At 54.9% G+C, this 24,804-nt stretch carries 21 protein-coding genes and 1 tRNA gene; 11 read left to right on the plus strand and 11 right to left on the minus strand.

Annotated elements, in window-relative coordinates:
• Window positions 1-131 precede the first annotated feature (131 nt).
• On the plus strand, window positions 132-1,172 hold the full coding sequence (locus GVI59_RS01090; protein WP_173572453.1) for a cysteine synthase A: 1,041 nt from the start codon (window positions 132-134) through the stop codon (window positions 1,170-1,172).
• A gap of 52 nt (window positions 1,173-1,224) precedes the next feature.
• Here GVI59_RS01090 and GVI59_RS01095 read toward each other — a convergent pair whose 3' ends face one another.
• From GVI59_RS01095 to argC, 5 genes are all read right to left on the minus strand, one after another.
• The gene (locus tag GVI59_RS01095; protein ID WP_173572454.1) at window positions 1,225-2,079 is read right to left on the minus strand and encodes a DUF2167 domain-containing protein; all 855 of its coding nucleotides are present in this window, start codon (window positions 2,077-2,079) and stop codon (window positions 1,225-1,227) included.
• Window positions 2,080-2,188: 109 nt separating this feature from the next.
• On the minus strand, window positions 2,189-3,379 hold the full coding sequence (locus GVI59_RS01100; RefSeq protein WP_173572455.1) for a phosphoserine transaminase: 1,191 nt from the start codon (window positions 3,377-3,379) through the stop codon (window positions 2,189-2,191).
• A gap of 17 nt (window positions 3,380-3,396) precedes the next feature.
• A tRNA-Leu gene (locus GVI59_RS01105) sits at window positions 3,397-3,481 on the minus strand.
• A 52-nt stretch (window positions 3,482-3,533) separates the two neighbouring features.
• Window positions 3,534-4,181: a glutaredoxin 2 gene (grxB, locus tag GVI59_RS01110; RefSeq protein ID WP_173572456.1), complete on the minus strand. Its 648-nt coding sequence runs from the start codon at window positions 4,179-4,181 to the stop codon at window positions 3,534-3,536.
• 11 nt (window positions 4,182-4,192) lie between these two features.
• Window positions 4,193-5,122, minus strand: coding sequence for an N-acetyl-gamma-glutamyl-phosphate reductase (argC, locus tag GVI59_RS01115; protein WP_173572457.1), 930 nt, complete (start codon window positions 5,120-5,122; stop codon window positions 4,193-4,195).
• Between the two features lie 301 nt (window positions 5,123-5,423).
• On the opposite strand from argC, the gene GVI59_RS01120 reads away from it, so the two are divergent.
• From GVI59_RS01120 to GVI59_RS01135, 4 genes are read left to right on the plus strand one after another with little or no spacing between them, the layout of a single operon-like run.
• Window positions 5,424-6,596, plus strand: coding sequence for an ABC transporter permease (locus tag GVI59_RS01120; RefSeq protein ID WP_173572458.1), 1,173 nt, complete (start codon window positions 5,424-5,426; stop codon window positions 6,594-6,596).
• 2 nt (window positions 6,597-6,598) lie between these two features.
• Window positions 6,599-7,447 (plus strand): ABC transporter ATP-binding protein, encoded by an 849-nt coding sequence (locus GVI59_RS01125; RefSeq protein WP_173572459.1) that lies wholly within the window; start codon window positions 6,599-6,601, stop codon window positions 7,445-7,447.
• On the plus strand, window positions 7,437-8,420 hold the full coding sequence (locus GVI59_RS01130; RefSeq protein WP_173572725.1) for an MlaD family protein: 984 nt from the start codon (window positions 7,437-7,439) through the stop codon (window positions 8,418-8,420). The genes GVI59_RS01125 and GVI59_RS01130 overlap by 11 nt, the downstream gene beginning before the upstream one ends.
• A gap of 35 nt (window positions 8,421-8,455) precedes the next feature.
• Window positions 8,456-9,052: a PqiC family protein gene (locus tag GVI59_RS01135; protein ID WP_173572460.1), complete on the plus strand. Its 597-nt coding sequence runs from the start codon at window positions 8,456-8,458 to the stop codon at window positions 9,050-9,052.
• Window positions 9,053-9,205: 153 nt separating this feature from the next.
• Here GVI59_RS01135 and GVI59_RS01140 read toward each other — a convergent pair whose 3' ends face one another.
• Both GVI59_RS01140 and GVI59_RS01145 read right to left on the minus strand, forming a co-directional pair.
• A complete protein-coding gene (locus tag GVI59_RS01140) occupies window positions 9,206-12,709 on the minus strand; it encodes a glycosyltransferase (RefSeq protein ID WP_173572461.1) in 3,504 nt (1,167 codons plus the stop codon).
• Complete coding sequence (locus GVI59_RS01145; protein WP_173572462.1) at window positions 12,687-12,872, minus strand: hypothetical protein; 186 nt, start codon at window positions 12,870-12,872, stop codon at window positions 12,687-12,689. Before GVI59_RS01145 ends, GVI59_RS01140 begins: the two co-directional genes overlap by 23 nt.
• A gap of 191 nt (window positions 12,873-13,063) precedes the next feature.
• On the opposite strand from GVI59_RS01145, the gene gltX reads away from it, so the two are divergent.
• Window positions 13,064-14,392: a glutamate--tRNA ligase gene (gltX, locus tag GVI59_RS01150; protein ID WP_173572463.1), complete on the plus strand. Its 1,329-nt coding sequence runs from the start codon at window positions 13,064-13,066 to the stop codon at window positions 14,390-14,392.
• Window positions 14,393-14,647: 255 nt separating this feature from the next.
• Here gltX and GVI59_RS01155 read toward each other — a convergent pair whose 3' ends face one another.
• The 4 genes from GVI59_RS01155 to msrB form a co-directional block, all read right to left on the minus strand.
• Complete coding sequence (locus GVI59_RS01155; protein ID WP_173572464.1) at window positions 14,648-16,396, minus strand: hypothetical protein; 1,749 nt, start codon at window positions 16,394-16,396, stop codon at window positions 14,648-14,650.
• A gap of 328 nt (window positions 16,397-16,724) precedes the next feature.
• Entirely contained in the window at window positions 16,725-17,180 is a 456-nt protein-coding gene (locus GVI59_RS01160) for a 23S rRNA (pseudouridine(1915)-N(3))-methyltransferase RlmH (RefSeq protein ID WP_173572465.1), read from the minus strand.
• Window positions 17,181-17,210: 30 nt separating this feature from the next.
• Complete coding sequence (gene upp / locus GVI59_RS01165) at window positions 17,211-17,870, minus strand: uracil phosphoribosyltransferase (protein WP_173572466.1); 660 nt, start codon at window positions 17,868-17,870, stop codon at window positions 17,211-17,213.
• A 1-nt stretch (window position 17,871) separates the two neighbouring features.
• On the minus strand, window positions 17,872-18,282 hold the full coding sequence (gene msrB, locus GVI59_RS01170) for a peptide-methionine (R)-S-oxide reductase MsrB (protein WP_173572467.1): 411 nt from the start codon (window positions 18,280-18,282) through the stop codon (window positions 17,872-17,874).
• A gap of 203 nt (window positions 18,283-18,485) precedes the next feature.
• On the opposite strand from msrB, the gene GVI59_RS01175 reads away from it, so the two are divergent.
• The 5 genes from GVI59_RS01175 (at window position 18,486) to GVI59_RS01195 (ending at window position 24,793) form a co-directional block, all read left to right on the plus strand.
• A complete protein-coding gene (locus tag GVI59_RS01175; protein WP_173572468.1) occupies window positions 18,486-18,689 on the plus strand; it encodes a hypothetical protein in 204 nt (67 codons plus the stop codon).
• A gap of 100 nt (window positions 18,690-18,789) precedes the next feature.
• A complete protein-coding gene (gpmI, locus tag GVI59_RS01180; RefSeq protein ID WP_173572469.1) occupies window positions 18,790-20,328 on the plus strand; it encodes a 2,3-bisphosphoglycerate-independent phosphoglycerate mutase in 1,539 nt (512 codons plus the stop codon).
• Window positions 20,329-20,474: 146 nt separating this feature from the next.
• The gene (locus GVI59_RS01185) at window positions 20,475-21,800 is read left to right on the plus strand and encodes a murein hydrolase activator EnvC family protein (protein WP_173572470.1); all 1,326 of its coding nucleotides are present in this window, start codon (window positions 20,475-20,477) and stop codon (window positions 21,798-21,800) included.
• Between the two features lie 184 nt (window positions 21,801-21,984).
• Entirely contained in the window at window positions 21,985-23,463 is a 1,479-nt protein-coding gene (locus tag GVI59_RS01190) for a S41 family peptidase (RefSeq protein ID WP_173572471.1), read from the plus strand.
• A 28-nt stretch (window positions 23,464-23,491) separates the two neighbouring features.
• A complete protein-coding gene (locus GVI59_RS01195) occupies window positions 23,492-24,793 on the plus strand; it encodes a divergent polysaccharide deacetylase family protein (protein ID WP_173572472.1) in 1,302 nt (433 codons plus the stop codon).
• Window positions 24,794-24,804 lie beyond the last annotated feature (11 nt).

The raw sequence follows: 24,804 nt of genomic DNA on the forward strand, positions 1-24,804 counted from the left end.
CTGAAACTCCTCTTTCGCACCCCTGTTTATCAGACAGATCCTTCGGGGTTCGACATTCATCGTCCAAACCTGATTGCATGCAGTGCCGACACGCGCTAGCCCCAATGCCAAAAGGATGAAAGGCAGATAGCATGACTCCGACTTCAAATTCCCTGCCGTTTCCCGGCTGGACGACAGTGTCCCATGATATGGCTGGCGCCATTGGTGGGACACCGCTGATCAGACTGACACGCGCTTCTGAAGCGACCGGGTGCGATATTTTCGGCAAGGCCGAGTTCATGAACCCCGGTGGATCGGTCAAGGATCGTGCTGCTCTGGCGATCATCACTGACGCAGAAAAACGCGGCGCGCTGACTCCGGGCGGGACCATTGTCGAAGGCACTGCCGGCAATACAGGCATAGGTCTGACACTTGTCGCCAATGCACGTGGCTACAAGAGCATCATCGTCATGCCGGAAACTCAAAGTCAGGAGAAAATCGATTTTCTCCGCATGATCGGTGCTGATCTCCGCCTCGTGCCTGCCAAACCCTATCGGGATGAAGGCAATTACGTTCACGTATCGCGCCGGATTGCCGAAGAGAATGGTTTCGTCTGGGCCAACCAGTTCGACAACCTCGCCAACCGGGAAGGTCACCGCCATTCCACAGCACCCGAAATCTGGGAACAGCTTGACGGTCGTGTCGATGCCTTCACCTGCGCCTGCGGGACGGGCGGAACCCTTGCCGGCACGGCGTTCGGTCTTGATGACTGTGCGCAGAAGGCAGGCGTCAAACGTCCACAGATCATTCTCGCAGACCCGGAAGGCTCCGGCCTGTATGGTTGGGTCAAGTCCAACGACCTTTCGGTCAGCGGTTCCTCCATCACTGAAGGCATCGGGCAGTCACGCGTCACCGCCAATCTGGAAGGCGCGCCGATTGATGACGCGGAGCGCATTCCGGATCCGGAAGCGCTGGAGCAGATCTACAGCCTGCTCATCCATGAAGGACTTTCGGTCGGCGGCTCATCCGGCATCAATGTCGCTGCGGCCATCCGTGTCGCACGCCGTCTCGGCCCGGGGCATCGTATCGTGACCATCCTCTGCGATGGTGGCGCACGCTATCAGTCCAAGCTGTTCAATCCGGAATTCCTGCGGGCCAAAAACCTGCCGGTACCGTTCTGGCTCGATAAATAAAAATCCCTCCTCTCCACGGGATTTTCCATGAATTCCGTGGAGAGTGATTGATTCAGGAAGATTTTTTACTTCGCCTGCGTTTTAACCAATAGAGCGCGGCCGCAGTCAGCAGACTGCATCCCGTCTTCTGCCATGATGGAAAAGCAATCTCATGGGCATAGGACGCACGGCGATCATGCGCCGGATCAAAATCACTATAGCTATGCCCGGTCAGATAACTGAAACGCTGATTGATCGGGTTTATAATGGGATAAATGGCGTCGAGAGGACGCGCTATCGCGACAAAATTAAACGATAGAACTCCACGGCGTCCGATAAAATAGTGACTGAATAAAACTCCTTCCCTATCCACCCCTTCGATTGTCCAGTCTGTTGCATACTCCAGAGAATGAGTGACGGTATCGTAACGGGGAGAAAGCAGCAGATTTTTCAGGTGAAAAGCTGGAAGACCTGTCTTTTGCCGAATTTTATTCTGTGCAGCTGCTATTTCTTCAATCGAACGAGTAGCGTGTCGGATCGAGAGGTTTTTCAATCTGTTTTCGTCGACAAATCCAATCTCCTCCCAATTAATGACCACCATCCAGTCAGGGTCCGTATAAAAATTTTGAGGAACAATCATTCCCATGACGGAAGAAACAGGAGAGCTACCCAAAGATTCCAGAAACGCTCTGGTCTGTTCAGCCGGAACAAATCGTGTGCCTTCCGGCACTTCGAGCAAACCCTGCCCTGCTATCGGAACAAGTGACGAACTGGGCTGGGTGCTCGCTTCGGCTTCTTTCAGGGCTGTCGCAAGCCGTTTCAGCCGATCCACACTGCTCTCTACCTCACGGGAGCAGGCCGCTCCAGATAAGAGCGGCATCAGCAGGACCAGCGCTATCCAGCGACAGGCTGAAAAACGGAACAGCAAACGACACCACCCTCGCAGACCATGAGAAGTGGCATCTTTTCTTCATAAGAATAAAGAAAGGATATACATCACAAGATATATATCCTCTCGTTATGAAGTAACTGAGCAGTCAGGCTGAAAATTCAGCGCGTACTTCCGCTTCAGCCCAGTCCAGCCACGGAAGAAGCGCCTCAATGTCTGAGGTCTCAACCGTTGCGCCACCCCAGATGCGCAGGCCCGGCGGCGCGTCACGATAGCTGGCGATGTCGTAGGCGACGCCTTCTCTGGCAAGCAGGCCAGCGATCTTTTTCGCAGCTTTCGTCTGGATTTCTGCGTCAAGCGCCATGAACCACGGGGCAACAATTCGCAGACAGATCGCTGTGTTCGAGCGGATACCCGGCTCAACAGCAAGGAACTGCGCCCAGCTGGACGTCTTTTCCCATTTCTCAATAGCGGCAAGGTTGGCGCGGCTCCGGGCGATCAGCCCCTTCAGTCCACCAGCCCCTTCGGCCCATTTCAGGCCATCCAGAGCATCTTCAACACACAGCATGGATGGCGTGTTGATCGTGTCGCCACGGAAGATGCCTTCGATCAGCTTGCCTTTGGAAGTCAGACGAAAAACCTTGGGCAATGGACGCGGAGCCGGGCCAGATTCAAGCCGGGCGACAGCGCGTGGCGAGAGCGCCAGCATGCCGTGAGCAGCCTCACCCCCCAGCACTTTCTGCCATGACCAGGTCACGACATCGAGCTTCTCCCAGGGCAGTTCCATGGCGAAGGCAGCCGAGGTCGCGTCGCAGATCACCAGCCCGTCATGGTCGGCTGGAATGGCCTCTGCATCAGGGAACTTCACGCCTGATGTGGTGCCGTTCCATGCCAGCACGACATCACGGGACCAGTCTACTGCCTTCAGGTCAGGCAGTTCGCCATACTCGGCCTTCAACACGCGCGCATCGAGTTCCAGCTGCGCTGTGATGTCATTGGCCCATGTGGCGGAGAAACTCTCGAAAGCAAGGACGTCCACAGGCCGTGTGCCGAGCAGCGACCACAGCGCCATTTCGACGGCACCCGTATCGGAACCCGGCACGATTCCGAGACGCCAGCCTTCCGGCATGCCCAGAATGGCCGCCGAGCGATCAATGACTTCGCCAAGCCGTGCCCGACCTTCCGGAGCACGATGAGAGCGCCCCAGAAGAGCGCCAGAAAGCCCCTCCAGTGACCAGCCCGGCCGTTTGGCGCATGGACCTGAAGAAAATGCCGGGTTGGCGGGGCGTGTCTGAGGCTTGCCCTGCAGGGTGGACGCGGGCGCTGCTGTAACAGTCATGAATCATCCGGAATGTCTGGTGCGAGAGGGGGGACTCGAACCCCCATGCCTAAAAGGCGGTCGATTTTGAGTCGACTGCGTCTACCATTCCGCCACTCTCGCGACTGCCTGCTCTGTATCAGCATCCTCTCATTCAGAAAAGATGCCAATCTGCTCAGGCTGCGTAATCGTCCATCAGCGGCACACCGCTAAGGCGCGCCATTGTCTGACGGTAGTGCTCGACTTCCGGCGGATAGATCACGCCCTTGATCACGGACAGGCTGTGCAGCGCCGCGAAGAGATGGATGTCATCCATGGAGAGGACGCCGTTCACAGCGGCTTCGGAGCGAATTAACGGGGCAAGAACATGCAACTGGGAATTGAGCGCCGCGAGGAAATCGGTTCCATCTTCCAGCAGGAGACAAAACTGTCCGGCTGAAGGCTCTTTCTTCCGCACGAAGTAGGCGCGGGCTGCTGTGGTGGCAAATTCCGGCAATGGCGCACAGGCCACACGCGGCAGCATCAGCTTGTACAGCGGCTTTGAGATGCTTGAAATCCACTCCGCGATGGCCGGGTTTGGTTCGCCCACCAGAACCTTTTCACCAATCCCGTCAATATGGGCGATGATATCCAGACTTTCGCCCATGAACCGTCCATCCTCATCAAGGATGGGCAGCATCTTCTGGCCGATCATATCGATCGGACCGGCTTCGTCATCATTCAGCAGATATTTGATTTCGACCGGGATATTCTTGAAACCGAAGATCATGCGCGCTTTCACGCAGAACGGGCAGTGCTCGTAAACATAAAGAGTGCGGGTCACAATCAGTCTCCTCAGTTCGGGGAAATGCCAAGCATGAGGGCGATATTCTGGATCGCAGCCCCCGAGGCGCCTTTTCCCAGATTATCCAGTCGCGCCGTCAACACGGCGTGCCGCCCCTCGGCATCGGCATGAACCCGCAGTTCCATTCCATCGCTTCCCGCCAGAGTGTCCGCAACCAGAGTGTTTTCCGGCCCGGCGACAGTGACGAAGGAAGACGCAGCATAATGCTCTTCCAGAGTACGACGCAGATCCGTGACCGTGGTTCCCTTGACCAGCAGATCCATATGCACCGGGATCGACACAATCATCCCCCGTGGGAAATGTCCGACCGAAGGCACAAAAATCGGGCAGTGTTCCAGAAGAGCATGCTGACGCATTTCAGGCAGATGCTTGTGGGCGAGATTCAACCCATAGAGCAGGAAGGCCGGTCCCCCTGCCCGCTCCTGTTCCTCGATCATGCTTCTGCCGCCACCTGTGTAACCGCTCACGGCGTTGATGGTGACAGGAAAGTCCGGCAGCATCACGCCTGCGTCGATCAGCGGGCGTAGCAGGGCGATCGCGCCCGTGGGATAGCAGCCGGGATTGGCGACGCGGTCTGCGCGCATGATCGCTTCGGGCTGATCCGGCGTCAGCTCAGGAAAGCCATACACCCAGCCCGGCGCGGTCCTGAACGCGGTGCTGGCATCCAGTATCTTCGGTGTCCGTTTTCCCTGAGCGCTGAACTGTCCGATCATCTCCACTGCTTCCCGTGACGCATCATCTGGGAGGCAGAGAACGACCAGATCAGCGGCCTGCATGGCTTCGGCCCGCGCATGCGGATCCTTGCGGCGAGCAGGATCAACAGAATGAATTTTTACAGGCAGGGAAAGAAGGCGTTCACGGATTTCGAGCCCGGTCGTGCCTGCCTCGCCATCGATAAAAACAACCGGTTCGGACACCATGCTCTGCTTCCCTCATCATATTCCGCGTCTGATATAACTGCTCAGAGGGTGATAACGCCAGCGTGGCGATTGCTGTGAGTCTCTCCTCCAAAGGAATGGTGTCTGGGCTGGAAGGGAAGCTCTTCCTTTTCTGGCGCGGCTTCCTTCACAAAGGCTTCATAGGAAACAATCATCTGGAATTATGGTGCGGAGAGGCTTACACCCCTCACCCGATTAGAGCGCCGTTCATTGTTTGTCACGGATGCCTGAAACGAAGCCCTCTGGCCAAAAAGCGTGGCCTGCCTTATCATCGCAAGGATCTATGGACAGTCACGCACCAGAGAGTTCTTCCGCTACGCAGAAAATCACACCTGCACAGCCTGAATGGACCATTTCAACCAGTGGACACACGCCTGAACTCCATATTTCAGGCAACTGGACGATCGACGAGCATGTGCCGCTGGCATTTTCGAGTGACGCCCTGTCAGCCCACGATCAATCAGGCTCTCTGGCCGTCGACGCCAGCAAGCTTGGTCAGTGGGATTCTTCTCTCGTTTCGTTTCTCTGGAGCGCAAAACAGGTTGCCGCCAAGGAAGGGCTGAAGCTCGATATCAGCGACCTCCCCGAGGGAGTGCAAAGCCTTTCCTCGCTTTTGCCAGAAAACCCCCAGCCACCGGCTGCTCCTGCTGATAAAATCCATAACCCGTTCAGACTGAGCGGCGCATTTACCCTATCCACTCTTGATGAGGTTGGCGCCCTCACAATGCTCGGGCTGGATACCGCGCAGGTTTCGACAAAAGCCCTGAGTGGACGCGGTGGCATGCGGCTGCGCGATCTGCTGGCGAACATTTTCGATGCGGGTCCGGCTGCACTCCTTATTGTGAGTGTCGTCAACTTTCTGATCGGTGCGATCCTTGCGTTTGTCGGCGCCGTGCAGCTTCAGAAATTTTCCGCCGATATTTATGTGGCCAACCTTGTAGGCATTGCCTGCGTTCGTGAACTGTCGGCCGTCATGACGGCAATCATCATGGCGGGTCGTACGGGTGGCGCGTATGCGGCCCGCATCGCTACCATGCAGGGCAATGAAGAGATCGACGCCCTTCAGGTTTTTGGTATCCCCATCTCCAGCTATATTCTGGTTCCGGCTGTCGTTTCCCTCATGGTGATGATGCCGCTGCTCTATCTTTATGGCTGCGTGATGAGCATTTTTGGTGGTTACGTGGTTTCGGTCGGCATGCTGCCTGACATTACCGGCGCTGGGTACATGCATCAGACCTTCAGCGCCGTCTCCATGAGCCAGTTCGAGTTTGGTTTTGTAAAATCCATTGTCTTCGCAATCATGATCGGTCTTGTTTCCTGCCGGATCGGCCTGAAAGCCGGTCGCAGCGCTGCTGATGTCGGCACGGCGGCCACGTCTGCCGTGGTCGTCGGCATTGTGGGCGTCATCACACTGGATGCAATTTTTGCCGTCATAGCCAATGCTCTCGGAATCTGAAGATGCAGAGCAACACCGACCTTCCCCAGCACGCCACAACGTCCCATCAGGACGATGTCCTGTTATCGCTGCGTGACATCACCATTGGCTATGGCGCCAAGGTCATCCAGAAAAACATCACGCTGGATGTGAAACGCGGCTCCATCTTTGCTGTCATGGGCGGTTCGGGGTGCGGCAAAAGTACCATTCTCCGTAGCATGATTGGTCTTCTGCGTCCTCAGGCAGGCCGTTATACGGTCGATGGCGATGATTACTGGGCTGGCCCTGATTCCCACAGAACGGCCCTGAACCGCCGTTTCGGCGTGCTGTTTCAGAGTGGTGCGCTGTGGTCCTCCATGACTGTCGGTGAAAACGTCGCTCTGCCGCTTGAGATGTTTACCCGGCTCGACAAGGCCATGATCCGCAACCTTGTCGAACTCAAGCTGGGTTTCGTCGGGCTTTCTCACGCCATTGACCTCTATCCATCCGAAATCTCGGGCGGAATGAAAAAGCGGGCGGGGCTGGCCCGGGCGATCGCTCTTGATCCAGATATCCTGTTTTTCGATGAGCCCTCAGCCGGCCTTGACCCGATTACGTCGGCGCGGCTGGATGACCTCATTCTCAGCCTGCGTGAAGGTCTGGGCGCGACGATCGTTATTGTCAGCCATGAGTTGCCCAGTCTGTTCGCTATTGCCGATGACGGCATTTTTCTCGATGCCCAGAGCAAGACACCGATTGCCCATGGTTCTCCCCGTGATCTGAGAGATCATTGTACCGACCCGCAGGTGCATGCCTTCATGCACCGCGATGCCCGCGTCGATCCAGCGCCCGCTGAACCAGTCAGGAAAGGCTCACCTCACAATGGCCAATGATTCAGGCGCAGCCCGTCAAACGATTGTCGGTCTGTTCGTCACGGGAGGCATCGCGCTGAGTGTGCTGGCCTTCATCCTTTTCGGGAACACAAACTTCTTCTCAAGAAATGCCCGGGCCGTCATTGTTTTTCAGGATTCAGTTGCCGGCCTGTCCGTTGGCGCGCCTGTGACCTTCAGAGGCGTCCGTGTCGGCGCTGTCGACAAGATCACTCTCCGCTACGATCAGGGGACAGGTGTTCCCTATATACCAGTGGAGATAAGTCTCGATCCGGGTCAGGTTCATGTCATTGATGACGCCAGATCGTCCGGCCACATCAATCTTCACGAGGTCATCGCGCACGGACTGCGGGCCGAGCAGAACGTCCAGAGCTTTGTCACGGGCACAGTCAGTATCAATCTTGATTTCTTTCCCGGCTCTCCGGCGTCCTTTCACCCTGAGGTATCAGACCTCATAGAAATCCCCACGCACGCGTCGGCCATACAGAAGATGAAGGAAACCTTGTCTGACCTTCCTCTGAAAGAGCTTGCGACCAACGCCAATGATGCCGTGCTGTCCATTCGTGACGTTGCGGAAAAGCTCAACACCCAGTTTCCGGCGCTTGTGGCCAGTCTTCAGGAAAGTTCGAAAGACTCTCAGCAAACTCTGAAAGCCGCCACAGCAACCATCAATGATCTGCACGGGAAGCTGAATGTCACTCTTCTCGATATTGATCGGTTGATGCAGACAGGAAACGCCCAGCTACAAAACCGTGGGGCGGACCTGCATGCGACATTGACGAGCGCTACCAAAGCGGCTGATGAGGCCAGAAAAACTCTGGAGAATGTGGAAAGCATCATTTCCCCGCGCTCGGTCAACCGGGACAATCTGGATTCAGCCCTGCGCGACATTGCAACCGCAGCCGCATCCCTGCGTGGCTTTGCAAGCGATGTCGAGCGAAATCCTCAGTTGCTCCTCATGGGACGGCGTCAGTAAATCCGATCGAGATGATTGTGCATAAAGGGAAGCTTATGTCTGGAGAACGAAAGAAACTGTCCCTCGTGGCCGGTCTGGTTTTAAGCGTATCCCTGACCGCCTGCTCCAGCCCTCCCCTGCGTCTTTACACGCTTGATGGGCCGGCAACGACAGTTCCGGCACCGTCCGGGCCTCTTGCTCAAACAGCACCGATCCTGGAAATCAGCCGTGTTTCCCTGCCGGACTACCTCGACTCTCAGGATCTTCTGACGCGCAATGGAAACGCCCTTGAACGCAGCCCGAACGGACGCTGGGCTGAACGGCTTTCCAATGGAATTACAGATCTGATTATGGTGCGTCTCGGCGCTGCGCGACCGGATGTGTTTGTAACCGAACAGGCGCCGACGGGCTCGACCTCTACGTCACGCCTGCGGATTGCCATTACCCGGCTGGATATCCCCACATCCGGGCAAGCCTCTCTGAAGGCAAACTGGACTTATATCTCTGGCGACGATCACATTCCGACAAGAACGGATCGGACTCATGTCACTTCGTCCATAACGGACAATGGCGCTGACGCAAAAGTGGTCCAGACAACCAATGATCTTATCAATCAGCTTAGCAAAGTGATTGCATCTTCTCTTCCACGGTGAATGATGCTGCGGAAGAACCTGTCCGTAATGTCGTGGAAGTATCATTTTCCATTCTGATACTTCCAAGGCAGTTTTTGATTGTCTGATTGACTGTCCATCGCAGTTTTCAAACAGATCACGGCAGCCACTGACCGGCAGTTTTATTTACTCCAATCAATTGTCATGAGTGATCGCATCGTTCCGGAAGCGTCTGTATGTGCGAATATAGGCCTCTGCAACTTTTTCGATGCCATATCGTGCGCCACAGCGTAATGCCGCCTCTGCAAAGACCGTGCGAACGTCACTGTTCATCATCGTCCTGACCGCATTCACGATGGCAGTCTGAAAGTCTTCATCATCAGCCTCCAGAGGTAACAGCAGGCCTGCCTGATTGCCATCATCATCCGTCATCATGGATCGGACGAAGCCAACCTCTGTCGCAATGGCGGGTGTACCGACCTGAAGCGCCTGAATCAGTGTCAGAGGGAAAGATTCACCAGGAAATCTTGTCGGCAGCAGCATGCAGTCAGCCAGACGATACAGGCCGTTGATGCAGTCCTGATAGCCAAGGAAATGTATCTCTGGAACGTCACCATATTGGGCTTCAAGTTCTTCCAGCGCATCTCCCGTTCCGCAAAGCAGTAGATGTACCTTGCGTCCGCCCTTCGCCTGATTGAGCTGACAGACTGCTTCACATGCCTGTTTCCAGCCTTTTTCTGGAATGCAGCGGGTGGCTACAGCCAGAACAAAGTCGCTTTCAGTCAGCCCAAGTTGTGTTCGGGTCATCGGAAACGGTCTGTTGTCCAGCGCCATACCGTTGCCAATAAAGGCGATATCTCCGACAGGTAACTCACCCTTTCGATCACGCAGATGCTGGAGATTTTTTTCCGCCAGATAAATCCACAGTGTCACGACTTTTTCCAGACGCCTGATGATATTTCTGGAAAAAGAAACACATTCATAGGAACCGTGCAGCGTCACCAGATAGGGCAGCACAGGCAATGAAGTATCGTCGGGAAAAAAGAGAAGTTCACAGAAGCAGAAATGCGAATGAATCAGGTCTGCATGCAGGTCCAGTACATAACGCCATATCCCGACCTTACGCGCAGTATCGGCTGAATAGACGGGGATGGAACTGTCCAGAAGCGCACGGATCTGTGGATCTTCACCAGTATGTTCGTACACCAGAAACGAGACCATAATGCCCTGTTTGACAAGAGCATTGGCGAGCTGGATCGGGAGTATTTCACCTCCACCCAATTTAAAGCCGAGCACAGCAAAGACAATATGCTGTTCTTCACGCTGACAGGCGAGCACCTGGTCCAGACTGAAAACGCTTTCAAATGGTCCCAGTAACTCTTCCGCGCCCACAAAGGTAAAAGTCGATTTCAGCGCATCTGCAAAGCGCGCCACATGTTCGTCATCCACGCCCCATTTGCGTCGGAGATATTCTATCAGTTCCTGATGTTCCTGATAGAAACGAGCTGTTTTGAAACTGTTTACTGATGTGTTTTTTTCGTGCTGCCTGAAATGTGCGATCGCATCGGGAGAATAAACAATCTGTCCTCCTGCGGCCCACTCAGCATAAAGATACCAGTCGCCAAGAACATGGAACTGTTGGGCCTTTTCCCAGACCTCATCCCGAACATCGTGTCGGCGGATCAGGCATCCACCTACATTGGCAATCACATTCGACACTGCAAAAGCATTGGTAAACCACCATCCGGCCGGTTTCACCAGAGTTGCGTCCCAGATGCCTGCTTGCGCACGCTCCCTGTAACCATCCAGACCGTCCTGAAAATGTCCTTGACGATCACAGTATTGGATGCGGCCAAATGCTATCTGGACACTGGGGTCAACAAAGTGCCCCACCAGTTTTTCTACAAAATTGTCATCAGCGAAATCATCGCTTTCGCAAATCCAGAGGATCTCTCCTTGTGCCGCATCAGCTCCTTTGCGCCACTGCCGGAATACATTCCCTGAATTGGATTCATTAGAAAAAATCTTTATCTTTTCCGGGTATTGTTCTTGGAATTTCTCTGCAATTTCAAGGCTTCCATCCTGTGAATAGTCATCAAGAAAGATTATTTCTATATTTTCATAGCTCTGATTGAGAATGGACTCAAACCGTTGTTGAAGAAATTCCGCGTGATTGTAGTTGGGGATAATCGCGCTAACCAAAGGTCTGTAAGGTATGGATTTCAGACGCTGTTCATACGGTACTGCCGGACGACCTTCATGTCGGCCGTGCAAAACCCAGTGCCACAGCGGGTGCATGCCAGCTTCTATGACATCCGGGTATCTGACCCGATAGTAATTAGTGTCAAAACTCTCACAGGGATTTAAGCCTGCCGCGTAACCTGTGGTCAGGTAATGGCCAGCTGCAGTAATATTATCCAAGCTTTCAATTGGTATTCCTGCCTGTTTGCTGTAATATGGAATATCAAAAAAGGGCGCAATATCAGCTGCAATCATGCGCTCCGTTTCGTTTAGATCGTATTCGGCTCGATGAGTGCTTCCTTCTGCTTCCCCTGTTGAGTCATCCCGTCCCTGTGCAACGACCGTCTGGCCAGCACTGGTACTACGGTGACGAACGCGCCGGACGGCGGCTTTTACAAGAGGCATTTTTGCAATTAAATATCGCGCAGGTTTCGTCACACGCCATGCAGTGCTGCTCTCAACCGCGTTATACCGATGTTCAATGCTCGCAAGCTTTTCTGTTAAATCGAGTTTTTCTTCATTGAGTGAAGCGATTGTTCGATCCCGCTCGTTACATCGATCTGCCAGAAGATTGGCGTTGTAACACTGCGTAGCAAGATGGCCTGTAAGCACAGAATTTTTTTCACGTTCTTCAAACAGGCTACGGGCCAGATCTATGACCTTCACCTTTTCCCTGTCGAGCTCGTTTTCCAGTCTTGAGGAACTACGTTCTCTTTTTACCATGTTCTGGAAAGCATCGCTTTCTGTCACATGATCTATACAAACACCCCGCACTGCCATGGGAAGATCTGCTCTGGACGCAATGGCGATCAGATACATCGGCTCCGGGACGTCTTCAAATCGGGCTATATCGCCTTCAGCAAGTGAAAAACTGACATCCCTGCTTACAGTATCGGGAAAATCTATGACCGTCCCGAACATGTTTCTCTGGCCGCCGAAAACGACATTGGTAAAATACTTCTGCATGAGTTGCTGAAACTCATGACTGAAAAGCTCTTTTACATGGAACTCGTTGGAATACCCCGTTGCCATGGAGTAACGATATTTATCAGGGCTGGAAATAATAACCACCCCCGATGGTTTCAGGACACGAACAAATTCTTCGAGCATTTTTTCATGATCGGCGACATGTTCAATCGTCTCGAAGCTGACGATGAAATCAATGCTGTCAGACGGCAGCGGTAACGCGCAGACATCTCCCGTCAGGAATCTTACACGCTCATTTCCGTATTTGCGCTGGGCGTGTTCCGCAGCATTCTGGGAAACATCTACGCCGACAACCGTGCCTGCCTTTGCACTGAGAAGAGCGCTGCCGTAACCCTCTCCGGACGCTACATCAAGAACCGCAGCCCCCTCGCTGATGACCTCACGCGCAAAAAGATAGCGGTGCATGTGCTCAAGCGCAGTTTCTCCGCGCATATCAGGCATGAACCGTTCACCAGTGGCTTTCAACGTCATGATAGTTCCTCAGCACCGAATATCTGTCGGTCGAGGCTTCAGCCTCAATTGCAATATCTTGGCGTTTGTTAAGAGAGGGAGCAAAAAGCGTCAAGCGATTGAGCGAAATCATAGTTCCATGGATGAATAGAAAAATTCCATAAAATGGCTTAAAAAATGCCATTTTTGATACGATCCGTTACTGGCGCCCGCTTCGTTCATTCAGGATGGTGATCCTGCCGGAAGTGAAATATGATATCATCACGAGAAGAGGACGCGCCCGGTCAGATTATCCGGTCGAGGTATTATGCCCGACCATAAAATTTAAGGCCCCTCCCCTAGCGATCACCCAATGGGATACGGCATACCTTACTGATGAAACTTCGTTTTGCTCCCAGCCCGACAGGCATGCTCCATGTCGGCAACGCACGCCAGGCTATTGCCAACGCACTCTTTGCCCGCAAGCACGATGCTACATTTCAACTGCGAATTGATGATACGGACGTGGGTCGGTCCCAGGAAATCTATGTCACCGGCATCAAGACCGATCTCGAATGGCTTGGAATCTCGTGGGATGAAACCTTTCGCCAGACAGAATGTCTGGATCGCTATGCGCGAGCCATTGAAGCCCTGAAAGCATCCGGTCGCCTGTATCCATGCTTTGAGAGTGAGCAGGAGCTTGCCGCCAAGCGCGAAATGCGGATCAGGTTGCGCAAGCCGCCGCTTTATGACCGCGCGATGCTCAAGATGACAGCTGCACAACGCGCTCAGGCGGAAGCGAACGGCAAGGTTCCTTACTGGCGCTTCAAGCTGACTGACGCCAGCAAAGGCTGGAAAGATCTCGTGATGGGCGACTGTTCCGTCAAGCTGACGGCCGTTTCGGACCCGGTGCTTGTTCGCGCTGATGGCACGATCCTCTACACGCTGGCGTCTATTGTGGATGATCTGGAAACTGACGTAACCCATATCATCCGCGGGGAAGATCATATCACGAACACCGGTGTTCAGCTTGATATAGCGGAAGCTCTTGGAGCGAAGCCTGATCGCTTTACATTCGCGCATCTTCCGCTCCTGCTGGATGAAGGCGGAGGAAAGCTTTCCAAGCGCTTTGATTCCATGTCCATCAAAACACTGCGCCGCGACGGTATCGAAGCCGAAGCCATGACAACCTATCTCGCCAGTCTGGGGAGTTCCAAATCTCCTGAACCAATGGGCTTCGATGCTCTCGCTCAGGATTATGACCTGTCATGTATCTCGAAATCCGCAGCACGCTTCGATATGAAGCAGTTGCTGACGCTCAACAGGCGCATCCTCGCCACGGCTGAATTTCAGGATGTTCGTGGGCGTTTGCCCGAAGGAGCCACTGAGCAGTTCTGGCTGGCCATTCGCGGCAACATTGAATTGCTTGCAGAATGTCATCACTGGTGGAATGTAACGCACGGAGAGATCAATCCACCTGCTCAGCCGGAAGAAGAGGATTATCTCAAACAGGCTGCCAGCCTGCTCCCTGAAGAGCCCTGGTCGGAAGACACATGGTCTATCTGGACGAAGGCGATTGCCGAAGCGACGGGTCGCAAAGGCAAGGCTCTCTTTCGCCCCCTGAGACTGGCTCTTACGGGTGAAGAGCATGGCCCTGAATTGAAAATGCTTCTGCCGCTGATTGGCAAAAGGCGTTCGTTGGGCAGGCTTATTCTGGCAGTCTGAGGCAGGCCGGTTTGCTTGCAAGCGATCACGGGTGATCTGACGTTCTCAAAAGCGCGATCATGCTCATATCCTGCTCAATAAAAGTTTGGGCAGGATAGTTTATCAGCCAATATGCGATCTTATTACAAACTCGACCACTCATTGATAACAGCAGAAATGCTGGGGTATCTGAGGCTGGATTGCATGTGACTGCAGATCACATGATCTTAAAGAATATACAGGCAATGCCGATCACTATCGGATTGAACTTGGCGTCTAGCTATGCGCACTGCTGGCGATGCTGTTTTTTACTTCAGTATAAGTCGCTCCATTTTGGAACAGGGTCATGGCCGCTGTCAGTTCACTGGCTGTCGGGGCTCTCGTGAAACTGGCCATGTAGAATTCCGTAATGATGGACTGTGCTTCCACCCCGTGAGCCAGCGTCGACACAAAGGTGGCGTAAGTCGTTCCATTAGCCATTGTATCCTGCCAGGCGCTGATCTGGGCTGATGAGGGCGTTATATCCAGAATTTTCTGATACGCATTGGTAATCATGCTTTGCGCTTCGACGCCATGGCTGATGGTACTGACCATGGTGCTATAGTTACCACCGGAAGCAAGATAAGACGCCCATGCGTCGACCTGTGCCGAAGCGGCGACGATCCCGGTTTTGTCCTGATATACCGCAGCGATGATCTGGCGTGCCTGATCTCCCTGAGACACGCCACTCACCAGATCCCGGTAAGTAGCCCCCTGTGCCAGATAATCCTCCCAGGAGTCTATTTCGGTGGTTGAAGGGGTTACTCCAATTTTCTGCTCATAAACTGTCGTTATGGCAGAACTTGCTTCGTCGCCATGCGATACTGCGCTGACCATATCCGTATAAGATGAGCCATTTGCAAACGCATTTTCCCATGTCGAAAGTGCATCGCTACTGGGGCTGACACCGGTTTTCTGCTGATAGACACCGGTAATAACTGACTGAGCCTCCGTCCCTGAAGAAACGGCGGAGATAAGCGAGTTATAGGTTGCGCCATTTCCAAGCGCATCTTCCCATGTGCTTATTTCATTATTACTTGGCATATAATTCAGCCTGCTTGAATAAACCGAAGAAATGATGGCGGAAGCCTCAACACCATGAGTAATGGCCTGAGTGGCTGTCGCCAGTGTGGCGTCACCGTTTTCCATGGCCCCTTCCCATGCCGTGACCTGATTATCAGTATCCTTAATCGTCAGCCCCAGCTTGTCATAATAAATGGAAACAATAGCGTCAGCTGTATGACTGCTGGTGATAATATCATTTTTAAGGCTGCCGAGAGTGTCCTGATTGGCCAGAAGGGCCTGTCCCTGTACAATAAGACTATTTGAAGCTTCTTCACCTGTATAATTGACAAAATACGAACTCAGCGTCTGGTAAGCCTCACTGCTATAAGCCAGTGTTGACACCAGTCCGGAGTAGTTTGAGTACATGAAGCCCTGAGTTCCCAGAGGCGACAGGGTTATCTGAGAAGCATAGCTGGCCAGTTCTGTTGCGGTCGGATCACGGCCAAGCACTGACTGAAAAGCCCATGAGACGCTCTGGCTGATCAAGGCGCTTTGATCATTGGTTACAAAGAAAGGCGTCGTGGGAGACAGCGAAGCTGACCATACAAAATTGGTATCATTGATTGTATCATCAGTGGCAGTTGATGAAGTCGTCAGCAGGGCTGACTGCGCGCTGAGGAATTGTATTGTACCCGTTGAGGATGAATTTGCTGCCGCGCTGGATGTATCTGAACCTGTTGCGCTGGACGTTGTGCCAGAAGAAGACAGTACATTCGCAGCACTGCTGACTAAACTTCCTGTTTGAGTATAGTCGCTGGAGGAAAGATTGCCTGACACCGTTGTGTCCGCAGACGAGGAACTCGCATAACCGGCAGCAAGAGCATCCGCTGTAGATGATGTAGGAACCGTACCGGCAATAACCTGATCATTGGTTGAGTCACCAGTTGTGCTGCCCGACAGCAGCAGGGAGGTATCGGTCATTCCCAGCCTGTTCTTTATATAATACCGAAATCTTTTTATTACGATAACTGATTCGGGATTATGTTTAATGATTTATTAGCGATACAGAAGAACTCATCACCCAGTCAATAAAGTATTTGTATAAATTTTTATACTTCAATCATTTATTGTAAAATGTATATAAATTATTGCAAATAAGAGCGGGAGTGCGCAAACTCTACAAAAACAATGACTTTCACTTCCGCAGCACTTTATAAAACATATTACATGGATACTTGCTTGTTCCGGAAACCCCTATTAATCATCAGAATAATTATTCATATTATCTTTCAAGCATTTATACGAAAACTCACGGTCGCCCGGAACGGTGATAGGGATGACCGGCCGCAATGGCGCGGGCTCTGTAAATCTGCTCCACCAGCATGATGCGGACCAGCATATGCGGCCAGGTCAGACTCCCCAGAGAAATCGCTGCATCAGCACGAGATATCACGGCAGCATCCAACCCCTCAGCGCCACCAATGATGAAACAGACATCACGACCCGTCTCGAGCCACTCACCCAGTTTTTGCGAGAACACCTCGCTGGACATGAGTTTTCCCGCCAGATCAAGAACCACGACAAAAGCCCGGTCAGGCAGGGCGGATAAAATCGCCTCTCCCTCCCGACGTTTGATTTCCGTCGGGCTCCCTTTTCCGTCGGGCAGTTCTGTAATCGTCAGTGACGGATTCAGGCGTTTCACGTAACGCTCCACAAGCGCCCGCTCATGACTGTCCTTCATCCGCCCAACAGCAATCAGGCGCATTTTAATGGAGTTTCCTGATTGCGAACCGCATTATTTCGTTCCGAACAACCGGTCTCCCGCGTCACCCAGTCCCGGACAGATATAGCCATGATCGTCCAGTTCACGGTCAATCGAACATGTAATGATCCGCACGTCAGGATGAGCTTTCTGAAGGCAGGCGATCCCTTGAGGAACAGCCAGCAGGCAGACAAAAATGATGGAATTGCATCCCGCGTTTTTGAGACGATCGATTGCCGCGACCGCGCTGTGTCCCGTCGCCAGCATCGGATCAACGGCGATGCAGATACGGTCACCTATGTCGTCTGGCAGTTTGAGATAATATTCAACGGCCTCCAGAGTTTCAGGGTCTCTGTACAAACCAATATGTCCAACGCGTGCCGACGGAATCAGGTCGAGCATGCCGTCGAGAATGCCGTTTCCTGCCCGCAGGATCGATACGAAGCAGAGTTTCTTGCCCGAAAGCTCCTCGCCCTCCATCGTCTCCTGAGGAGTCTCGATGGTCACCGGCTCAAGTTTGAGATCACGGGTGGCTTCATAAGCAAGCAGCAAGCTCAACTCACGCACCAGCCGTCGAAAACCGGCTGTCGATGTCGTGCGGGCACGCAGATGTGTCAGCTTGTGGCGGACCAGAGGGTGACTGACGACAGTGACCATATCAGTCGGCATGCTGGAATTCTCGGTTGAAGTCATTTCAAATAGTACCTGAATTGGCAGAATCTTCGGGCTGGAAATCCAGAACCAGACCATTCATGCAATAGCGCAGACCGGTAGGAGGCGGTCCATCGGGAAAGACGTGCCCAAGATGGCCCTGGCAGTTCGCACACAGAACCTCGATACGCGTCATGCCATGACTGACATCTTTCCGTTCTTCGATTGCGCCGGGCAGCGCATCGAAAAAGGAAGGCCAGCCGCTTCCGCTCTCATACTTGGTGTTCGCCGTAAAAAGAGGATTTCCGCATCCTGCACAGCGATAGAGTCCGGGCCGCTTCTCGTGGTTGAGCGGGCTTGAACCCGGTCGTTCTGTCCCGTGCTCACGCAGAATACGCAACTGATCCGGTGTGAGCGTTCCACAAACGGCTACGGGTGTGGATTTTTGAACCATTGCCGTGACTTCCCTGAAACCGCACACTTCGGCGGTATGCCCGATGTAACGCCATCGTCAGAAAATACACAGCCCCTGTCAAACGATGGAACATAATTTCAGCACGGAATCGTGATGCAGGAATTATTTTAATCCGCAACTCTCCACTCAGGCCGCGTTGAGTCTTCGTAGGCACTTCCATGAAAACAACAGGAGAGCGTGAGATGAGTGAGAAAAAGCCTCCCGTATGCGGGACATCAACCTCCAGCAAGTCCTCGAATGAAATTCTGGATGACGAAGGCAAAGGCTCTTTCCCCGCGAGTGATGCTCCGTCGTCCGGACAAATCACGGGGGCCAACGACTGCGTCGATGACGATTCAGATGAAGCTGAGAAAAAGAAGGATGAGGATGCCGACAAGCAGCCCTGAAACCTGTCTGTTTTCAATGGGGATGACTTGGAAGCTGCGGCGTGTAGTGCCATATCTGGAGCACGTATAAAGGCACACACAGAAGAAGGCCTGCGCAATAATGACCACATCATCCCCACCCCGCCCCGTCATGCTCGTCATTCTCGATGGCTTCGGCTGGCGCGAAGACGAATCCGACAATGCCGTACGTCTGGCGTCCACGCCTGTTTTCGATGGGTTGTGGGATAAATGCCCCAGCACTTTTCTGGACACCAGCGGCGAGGATGTCGGCCTGCCGGACGGGCAGATGGGCAACTCCGAAGTCGGACATCTGAATATCGGCGCTGGCCGTGTGGTCATGCAGGAACTGCCGCGGATCGGAAAAGCGATTCGAGACGGCAGCCTCGCTAAAAATGAAGTTCTGACGACCTTTATCAGCAGGATGAAGGAAACCGGCGGAACCTGCCATCTTCTCGGCCTCGTCTCATCAGGAGGCGTGCATGCCCATCAGGATCATGCCGTCGCGCTCGCGCATATCCTGACCGATGCGGGTGTGAAAGTTGCTTTCCATATCTTCACGGATGGCCGTGACACAGCTCCTCAGTCCGGAGTGGGCTATGTTGAGAGCCTCACGAAAGTGCTCCCTCCAACGGTCAGGATCGCGTCGATTTCCGGACGGTATTACGCCATGGACCGGGACAATCGCTGGGAGCGTGTGTCCAGGGTCTATGACGTCATCACCAGCGCCGAAGGCCCGCGTGCCGCTTCGCCGCTGGAGGTGCTGCAGGCTTCCTATAAGGCGAACGTCACGGACGAGTTCGTGGTGCCTACCGTGCTCGGTGATTTTCAGGGCGCCAAGGATGGTGACGGAATTCTTTCCTTCAATTTCCGTGCAGACCGAATCAGGGAATTGCTGACAGCGCTTCTGGACCCGGAGTTCAACGGCTTCCAGCGGAAAGTGGTGCGTCATTTCGCAGCGACAACCTGCATGACGCGTTACAGTGACGAACTTGCGAAACTGACGACCGTTCTGTTCCCCCCGCAGGATCTGCGCGATCTTCTCGGTGATGTTGTCGCTGGCGCCGGAAAAAAGCAGCTTCGCATGGCGGAGACCGAGAAATATCCGCATGTCACCTACTTCCTGAATGGTGGCCGCGAAGAGAAATTTGAGGGTGAGGATCGGATCCTTGTGCCTTCGCCCAAGGTCGCCACCTACGATCTGCAACCGGAAATGTCGGCTCCGGAACTGACGGACAAGGCTGTCGCGGCCATTGAAAGCGGCCAGTATGATCTGATCGTTCTCAACTACGCCAATCCGGACATGGTGGGACATACAGGCGTTCTGTCCGCCGCCATCAAGGCTGTTGAAACGGTGGATACCGGTCTGGGCCGTATCGCCGACGCCATTCGCAAGCAGGGCGGCGCTCTGCTCGTGACTGCTGATCATGGAAACTGTGAAACCATGAAAGACCCGGAGAGCGGCGGCCCACACACTTCACATACACTGAATGAAGTGCCGTGCGTTCTCATGGGAGCATGCAATGTCAGACTTCATCACGGGCGGCTTGCCGATATTGCCCCGACCCTTCTCGGTCTGATGGGCCTGCAACAGCCGGCCGCCATGACCGGGAAATCCCTGATCTCTGCGCAGGAGGTTTAAATTTCCTGCTGTCCTGAGACAACGGCGACAAGGGAGGAGGCGTGAGTCCTGCACAAGCGCTTTCTCCCGCTGCAACAAGAACATGCTGCGTCAGAAGCCGAAAGAAATGGGGTCACCTTGTCTTAACAGGAAGCACGATTTTCCTGATGTGGCCCCAGATGTCTCATGCCGCGTCCGGCAAGCAGACCCGGCATACGTCCCCTTCCCATTCGAGCCAGCATACAGGAAAGAAAACACAGGTTCCCACTGCGGCATCGTCATCCACGCGCGCGGCGCTTGAAGCCGCGCAGTCCCGGGAAGCAGCTCTGAGAGCGCAGGCGAAAGCTGAAGCGGCCCGACTGGAACAGGCCCGCCGACAGAACATCGCCGCAGCCGCGCAGGCAGCGCAGGATCATGCCCGTTCCGTTGCCCTGTCCTCGGCAACAGTCGCCGCTGCGGAACAGCTTCAGAAAACGGAAATTCGCACTGAGACCGTGCAGGCGCAGGTCGAGGATCTTCGCGTTGATCAACAGGCAACGCAGGATGCGCTGCGATCGGATGCCAAGGCGCTGGAGCCGCTGCTGCCTGTAGCACAGCGACTCTCGCTCTATCCCATGGATGCCCTGCTGACAGGAGCCGGTCCAACAGAAAACGTGGTGCGCGGACTGCTGGTCATGCGCGGTCTGGGTAATCTTCTGGAGACACGGGCGGAATCCCTTCAGAGCCGACGGAAGGATCTGAAGGCGATCGAGAGCAGGTTATCGGGACAGGTCGCGGAACTCAGCCGGATCGAGAGCATCCAGACACAGCAGAGAGCTGAGCTGGCGAAGCAGGCGACTGCCGCACGCAATGCCCAGATCCAGTCGAATACCGCCGCCAGACTGGCGTCCAGCAATGCCTCACAGGAAGCCGCCAGACAGAAGGCGCTGCAGGCAGAACTCAACAGTGTGCTGGCCGCGGAAACCGCAGCCATGGCCCAGTTGCAGAGAGAGGCCGAAGCAGCGGAGCGTGCAAGAAAAGCCCGTGAAGCCGCGGAGGCTCGCCGCAGAGCGCAGGCTGTTGCCGCTGCGGCGGCGGCCAGAGCGGCTGGCCGCCATGTCGTGAAAGAAGCGGAACCGCCACCGGCGGCGATTTCAGGCCACGGGGGTGATGGCATCGTGAGCGGCCATCTTCTCACCGCGTGGGGGCAGCCAATGGAAGGCGGCGCGGCATCAGGCAATACCTATTCTGCCGCCCCCGGCAGCAGCGTGCGGGCTCCGTGTTCGGGAACCGTGGAATTTGCCTCTCCATTCCGGAGTTATGGTGAGATGCTGATCCTGAATTGTGGGCGCGGTTACCGCTTCGTGCTGGCTGGCCTCGGCAGCATGAATGTCGCAACAGGCCAGGCTCTGGCGAAGGGGGCGTCCGTTGGTTCCATGCCCTCTTCTGGCGGTGCGCTTCTCGTCCAGCTTCGCAATGGAGCGCGCTCGGTCAACCCGAAATCGCTTCTTTGATGGGTGTTATCGCTCCTCTGTCCGCACGTCGGATGACACGCGGGTTGGCGTCCCGGATGAGAGACGGTATTCGTTTTGGTAAGAACCTTGTTGGATGATACGCCCCGATTGGGGCGATTCGTGCCGAGAGAGACAGAAAGCTGACTGCCGAACGGCGCAGTCCGGCAACAGGAGACTTCACTTTATGACGTTCCGCACCGCCCTGCTGTTCGGAGCTGCAGTTCTTTCCGGACTGACGCTCGCGCCCGAGTTTCCTGTTGCTGGAGGAAATTACGGCGTCATTGCAGAGGCCCACGCCGAGCCAGCGCCTGCCTCCTCTACTGACCCAAAAGTCAGCCACGCCGAAACCTATAAGCTCCTGACCCTGTTCGGCAGCATCTTCGATCTCGTGCGCGCCAACTATGTCGATCCAGTCTCGGACCGGGAGCTCATCACCAACGCTCTCAACGGTATGCTGAGTGGCCTTGATCCCCACAGCTCCTACATGACGGAAAAGCAGTATGCCGACATGCAGGTCCAGACGACTGGCAAGTTCGGCGGTCTTGGACTGGAAGTTCAGGGAGAGGACGGTCACGTCCGCGTGGTCTCCCCGATCGACGGAACGCCCGCATGGCGCGCCGGGATCAAGCCGGGCGACTACATTGTCGCCATTGACGGGCACAATATCGACGGCAGTCCCCTGAATGACGCTGTCGAGAAGATGCGTGGCAAGCCCGACACGAAAATCACCCTCACGCTGATCCGGGCAAAGACTCCCAAGCCCGTCATCGTGACCCTCACGCGTGAAATCATCCATATCGAGGCCATCAAATCGGCCCTTTATGACAAGACGGGTTACATCCGCATCCCACAGTTCACGGAAGATACGTCCGAAGAACTGCACAAGGCGTATGATGACCTGGTCAGGAAGGCTGGCGGAAAGCTGACCGGTGGTCTTGTGCTGGATCTGCGTAACGATCCCGGCGGTCTGCTGACACAGGCGATTGATGTCGCCTCTGCCTTCATCAGCAATGGCGAAATCGTTTCTACGCGGGCCAGACATCCCAAGGACAGCCAGCGCTGGGACGCCAAGGGTCATGACATGACGGACGGCCTGCCGATTGTCGTGCTGATCAACGGCGGCTCGGCATCCGCGAGCGAAATCGTGTCCGGAGCGCTTCAGGATCATCACCGGGCAGTTCTCATCGGCACCAAGAGCTTCGGCAAGGGGTCCGTGCAGACGATCATGCCCATTCCGGGAAATGGCGCCGTTCGTCTGACCACGGCCCGTTATTATACGCCATCGGGTCGTTCCATTCAGGGACTGGGTATCGTTCCTGACGTCACGGTGAAGGAAAGCCGCGAAGAACCCGCCTTCAGCATCCGGGAAGCCGACCTTTCCCATATCCTGAAAAATCAGGGGGGCAACCAGACCAAACCCCCGCAGCGTTCCGACTTGCCGGCTCTTGCATCCAAGCTGCCGGAAGAGCCGCCAGCCAACTGGCCCGCTTTCGATATGACCAAGCCAACCACGGACTTCCAGTTGCAGGAAGGCCTCCGTCTGGTGCGCACCATGGCGGGTGTTTCAGCGCCTGACCCGGTCGCCGCCCTGCCGGCCCCTCCCGCGCCAGCACCGGTTTCCGACAAGACAACGCCAGCAAAGAATGAGGCCTCCCATCACTAACGACGATATTCATCCGGCAGCCAAAGCAATGGAAGGTGCAACTGCCGCCAGTCTTTGGCAGCGTCTGCCACCGAACGGACGACTTTTCGTCCGTTTCTGGGGTGGTGTATCGTTACTGGCGCTTCTGGCTGGTATCGGTCTGCAGGAACTGGCTTCCAGACATCACTCAGCCGCCACAACTGCGGGTGAGCAGAACAAACCTGTCGCCGCTCCACCAGTCGCGCAGCCTCAGCAGGCAAAAGATACGACTGAAAAATCTCCGGATGCAGTAGCGGCCAATACACCGCCAGATCAGCAGAAGATGGATTTTTCGTCTGAGATCACACCGGGCGTTACACCCATTTCTCAGCCGGTGCCTGACATGTTGGAGCCTGTGGCGGGAGACTCGGGCCATAGTCTGCCGAAGATTGGCCCTCATGGCGAAATGCCCCGAAACGTGTACGCAGCAGCCATTCCTCCCGTTCCGGCAGGAAATGCGCGTGTAGCCATTCTACTGGATGGATACGGGCTGTCTGAGGAAATGAGCCTGAACGCGGCCCGCAATCTTCCTTCAGTGGTGTCATTTGCCGTGCCTGCCTATGCACCGGCCCGGCTGCCCCTGTCAGAAACAGCGAGACTACGTGGGCACGAGGTCTTTCTTTCTCTTCCGATGCAGCCCTCCACCGCGCCACTCGATGATGAAGGGCCACGCGCGCTTGGCTATGATCATACGACGGAAGCGGACAAAGAAAATCTGGAATGGGCCCTGTCCCGTTTCAATGGATATGTCGGTGTAACAAACGCCTTTTCTGGTCTGGATGGAGACGCTTACGCGCAGTCTCCTGACTTCACGATGGTGAGCCGCATCCTTGAAAATAGGGGTCTGCTCTATCTGAATGCAACTCCCGGTGCTCCCCGTAGTGGTCCCGTGATGGGCGGTGACGCCTCTCTCACGATGGATACCAACACTGACGCCGCCGGAGTTGATGGCCAGCTCGCCCGTCTTGTCGCCATGGCGAAATCTCGTGGAACCGCCATTGCCGTCGCAGGACCTATGCGCCCGGTGTTCCTGCAGCGACTGGCCGAATGGACCCGTACCCTCTCCAGTCAGGGCATAACACTGGTTCCTATCAGCGCATTGAGCCGGAACGCAACCCTTTCACCAAGCGTGTCGGACAGCAGAGCCCTGCATGTCGCAGTCCCGACAGGATCGGCGTCTCCGCAGCCGCCTGCGCCTGTCGTCACTCCAGCCAGAGTCGGAACAGCATCAGGAAAACGCTCTGTTACGGAAGCTCCCCTTGATCCCCCTGCTCCGGCGCCTACGCAGCCTCCTTCGCCCCCATCTCCATAAACTGTTGAAAA

The organism is Acetobacter sicerae, assembly GCF_011516765.1.
GTDB classification, from domain to species: domain Bacteria; phylum Pseudomonadota; class Alphaproteobacteria; order Acetobacterales; family Acetobacteraceae; genus Acetobacter; species Acetobacter sicerae.

Excerpts from the sequence above, each read along its gene's own strand:
- GVI59_RS01090 (WP_173572453.1), top strand. The coding sequence starts at position 132 with ATGACTCCGACTTCAAATTCCCTGCCGTTTCCCGGCTGGACGACAGTG.
- GVI59_RS01100 (WP_173572455.1), bottom strand. The coding sequence starts at position 3,379 with ATGACTGTTACAGCAGCGCCCGCGTCCACCCTGCAGGGCAAGCCTCAG.
- argC (WP_173572457.1), bottom strand. The coding sequence starts at position 5,122 with ATGGTGTCCGAACCGGTTGTTTTTATCGATGGCGAGGCAGGCACGACC.
- GVI59_RS01120 (WP_173572458.1), top strand. The coding sequence starts at position 5,424 with ATGGACAGTCACGCACCAGAGAGTTCTTCCGCTACGCAGAAAATCACA.
- GVI59_RS01125 (WP_173572459.1), top strand. The coding sequence starts at position 6,599 with ATGCAGAGCAACACCGACCTTCCCCAGCACGCCACAACGTCCCATCAG.
- GVI59_RS01130 (WP_173572725.1), top strand. The coding sequence starts at position 7,437 with ATGGCCAATGATTCAGGCGCAGCCCGTCAAACGATTGTCGGTCTGTTC.
- GVI59_RS01135 (WP_173572460.1), top strand. The coding sequence starts at position 8,456 with ATGTCTGGAGAACGAAAGAAACTGTCCCTCGTGGCCGGTCTGGTTTTA.
- GVI59_RS01140 (WP_173572461.1), bottom strand. The coding sequence starts at position 12,709 with ATGACGTTGAAAGCCACTGGTGAACGGTTCATGCCTGATATGCGCGGA.
- GVI59_RS01145 (WP_173572462.1), bottom strand. The coding sequence starts at position 12,872 with ATGGCATTTTTTAAGCCATTTTATGGAATTTTTCTATTCATCCATGGA.
- gltX (WP_173572463.1), top strand. The coding sequence starts at position 13,064 with ATGAAACTTCGTTTTGCTCCCAGCCCGACAGGCATGCTCCATGTCGGC.
- GVI59_RS01155 (WP_173572464.1), bottom strand. The coding sequence starts at position 16,396 with ATGACCGATACCTCCCTGCTGCTGTCGGGCAGCACAACTGGTGACTCA.
- GVI59_RS01160 (WP_173572465.1), bottom strand. The coding sequence starts at position 17,180 with ATGCGCCTGATTGCTGTTGGGCGGATGAAGGACAGTCATGAGCGGGCG.
- upp (WP_173572466.1), bottom strand. The coding sequence starts at position 17,870 with ATGACTTCAACCGAGAATTCCAGCATGCCGACTGATATGGTCACTGTC.
- msrB (WP_173572467.1), bottom strand. The coding sequence starts at position 18,282 with ATGGTTCAAAAATCCACACCCGTAGCCGTTTGTGGAACGCTCACACCG.
- GVI59_RS01175 (WP_173572468.1), top strand. The coding sequence starts at position 18,486 with ATGAGTGAGAAAAAGCCTCCCGTATGCGGGACATCAACCTCCAGCAAG.
- gpmI (WP_173572469.1), top strand. The coding sequence starts at position 18,790 with ATGACCACATCATCCCCACCCCGCCCCGTCATGCTCGTCATTCTCGAT.
- GVI59_RS01185 (WP_173572470.1), top strand. The coding sequence starts at position 20,475 with ATGTGGCCCCAGATGTCTCATGCCGCGTCCGGCAAGCAGACCCGGCAT.
- GVI59_RS01190 (WP_173572471.1), top strand. The coding sequence starts at position 21,985 with ATGACGTTCCGCACCGCCCTGCTGTTCGGAGCTGCAGTTCTTTCCGGA.
- GVI59_RS01195 (WP_173572472.1), top strand. The coding sequence starts at position 23,492 with ATGGAAGGTGCAACTGCCGCCAGTCTTTGGCAGCGTCTGCCACCGAAC.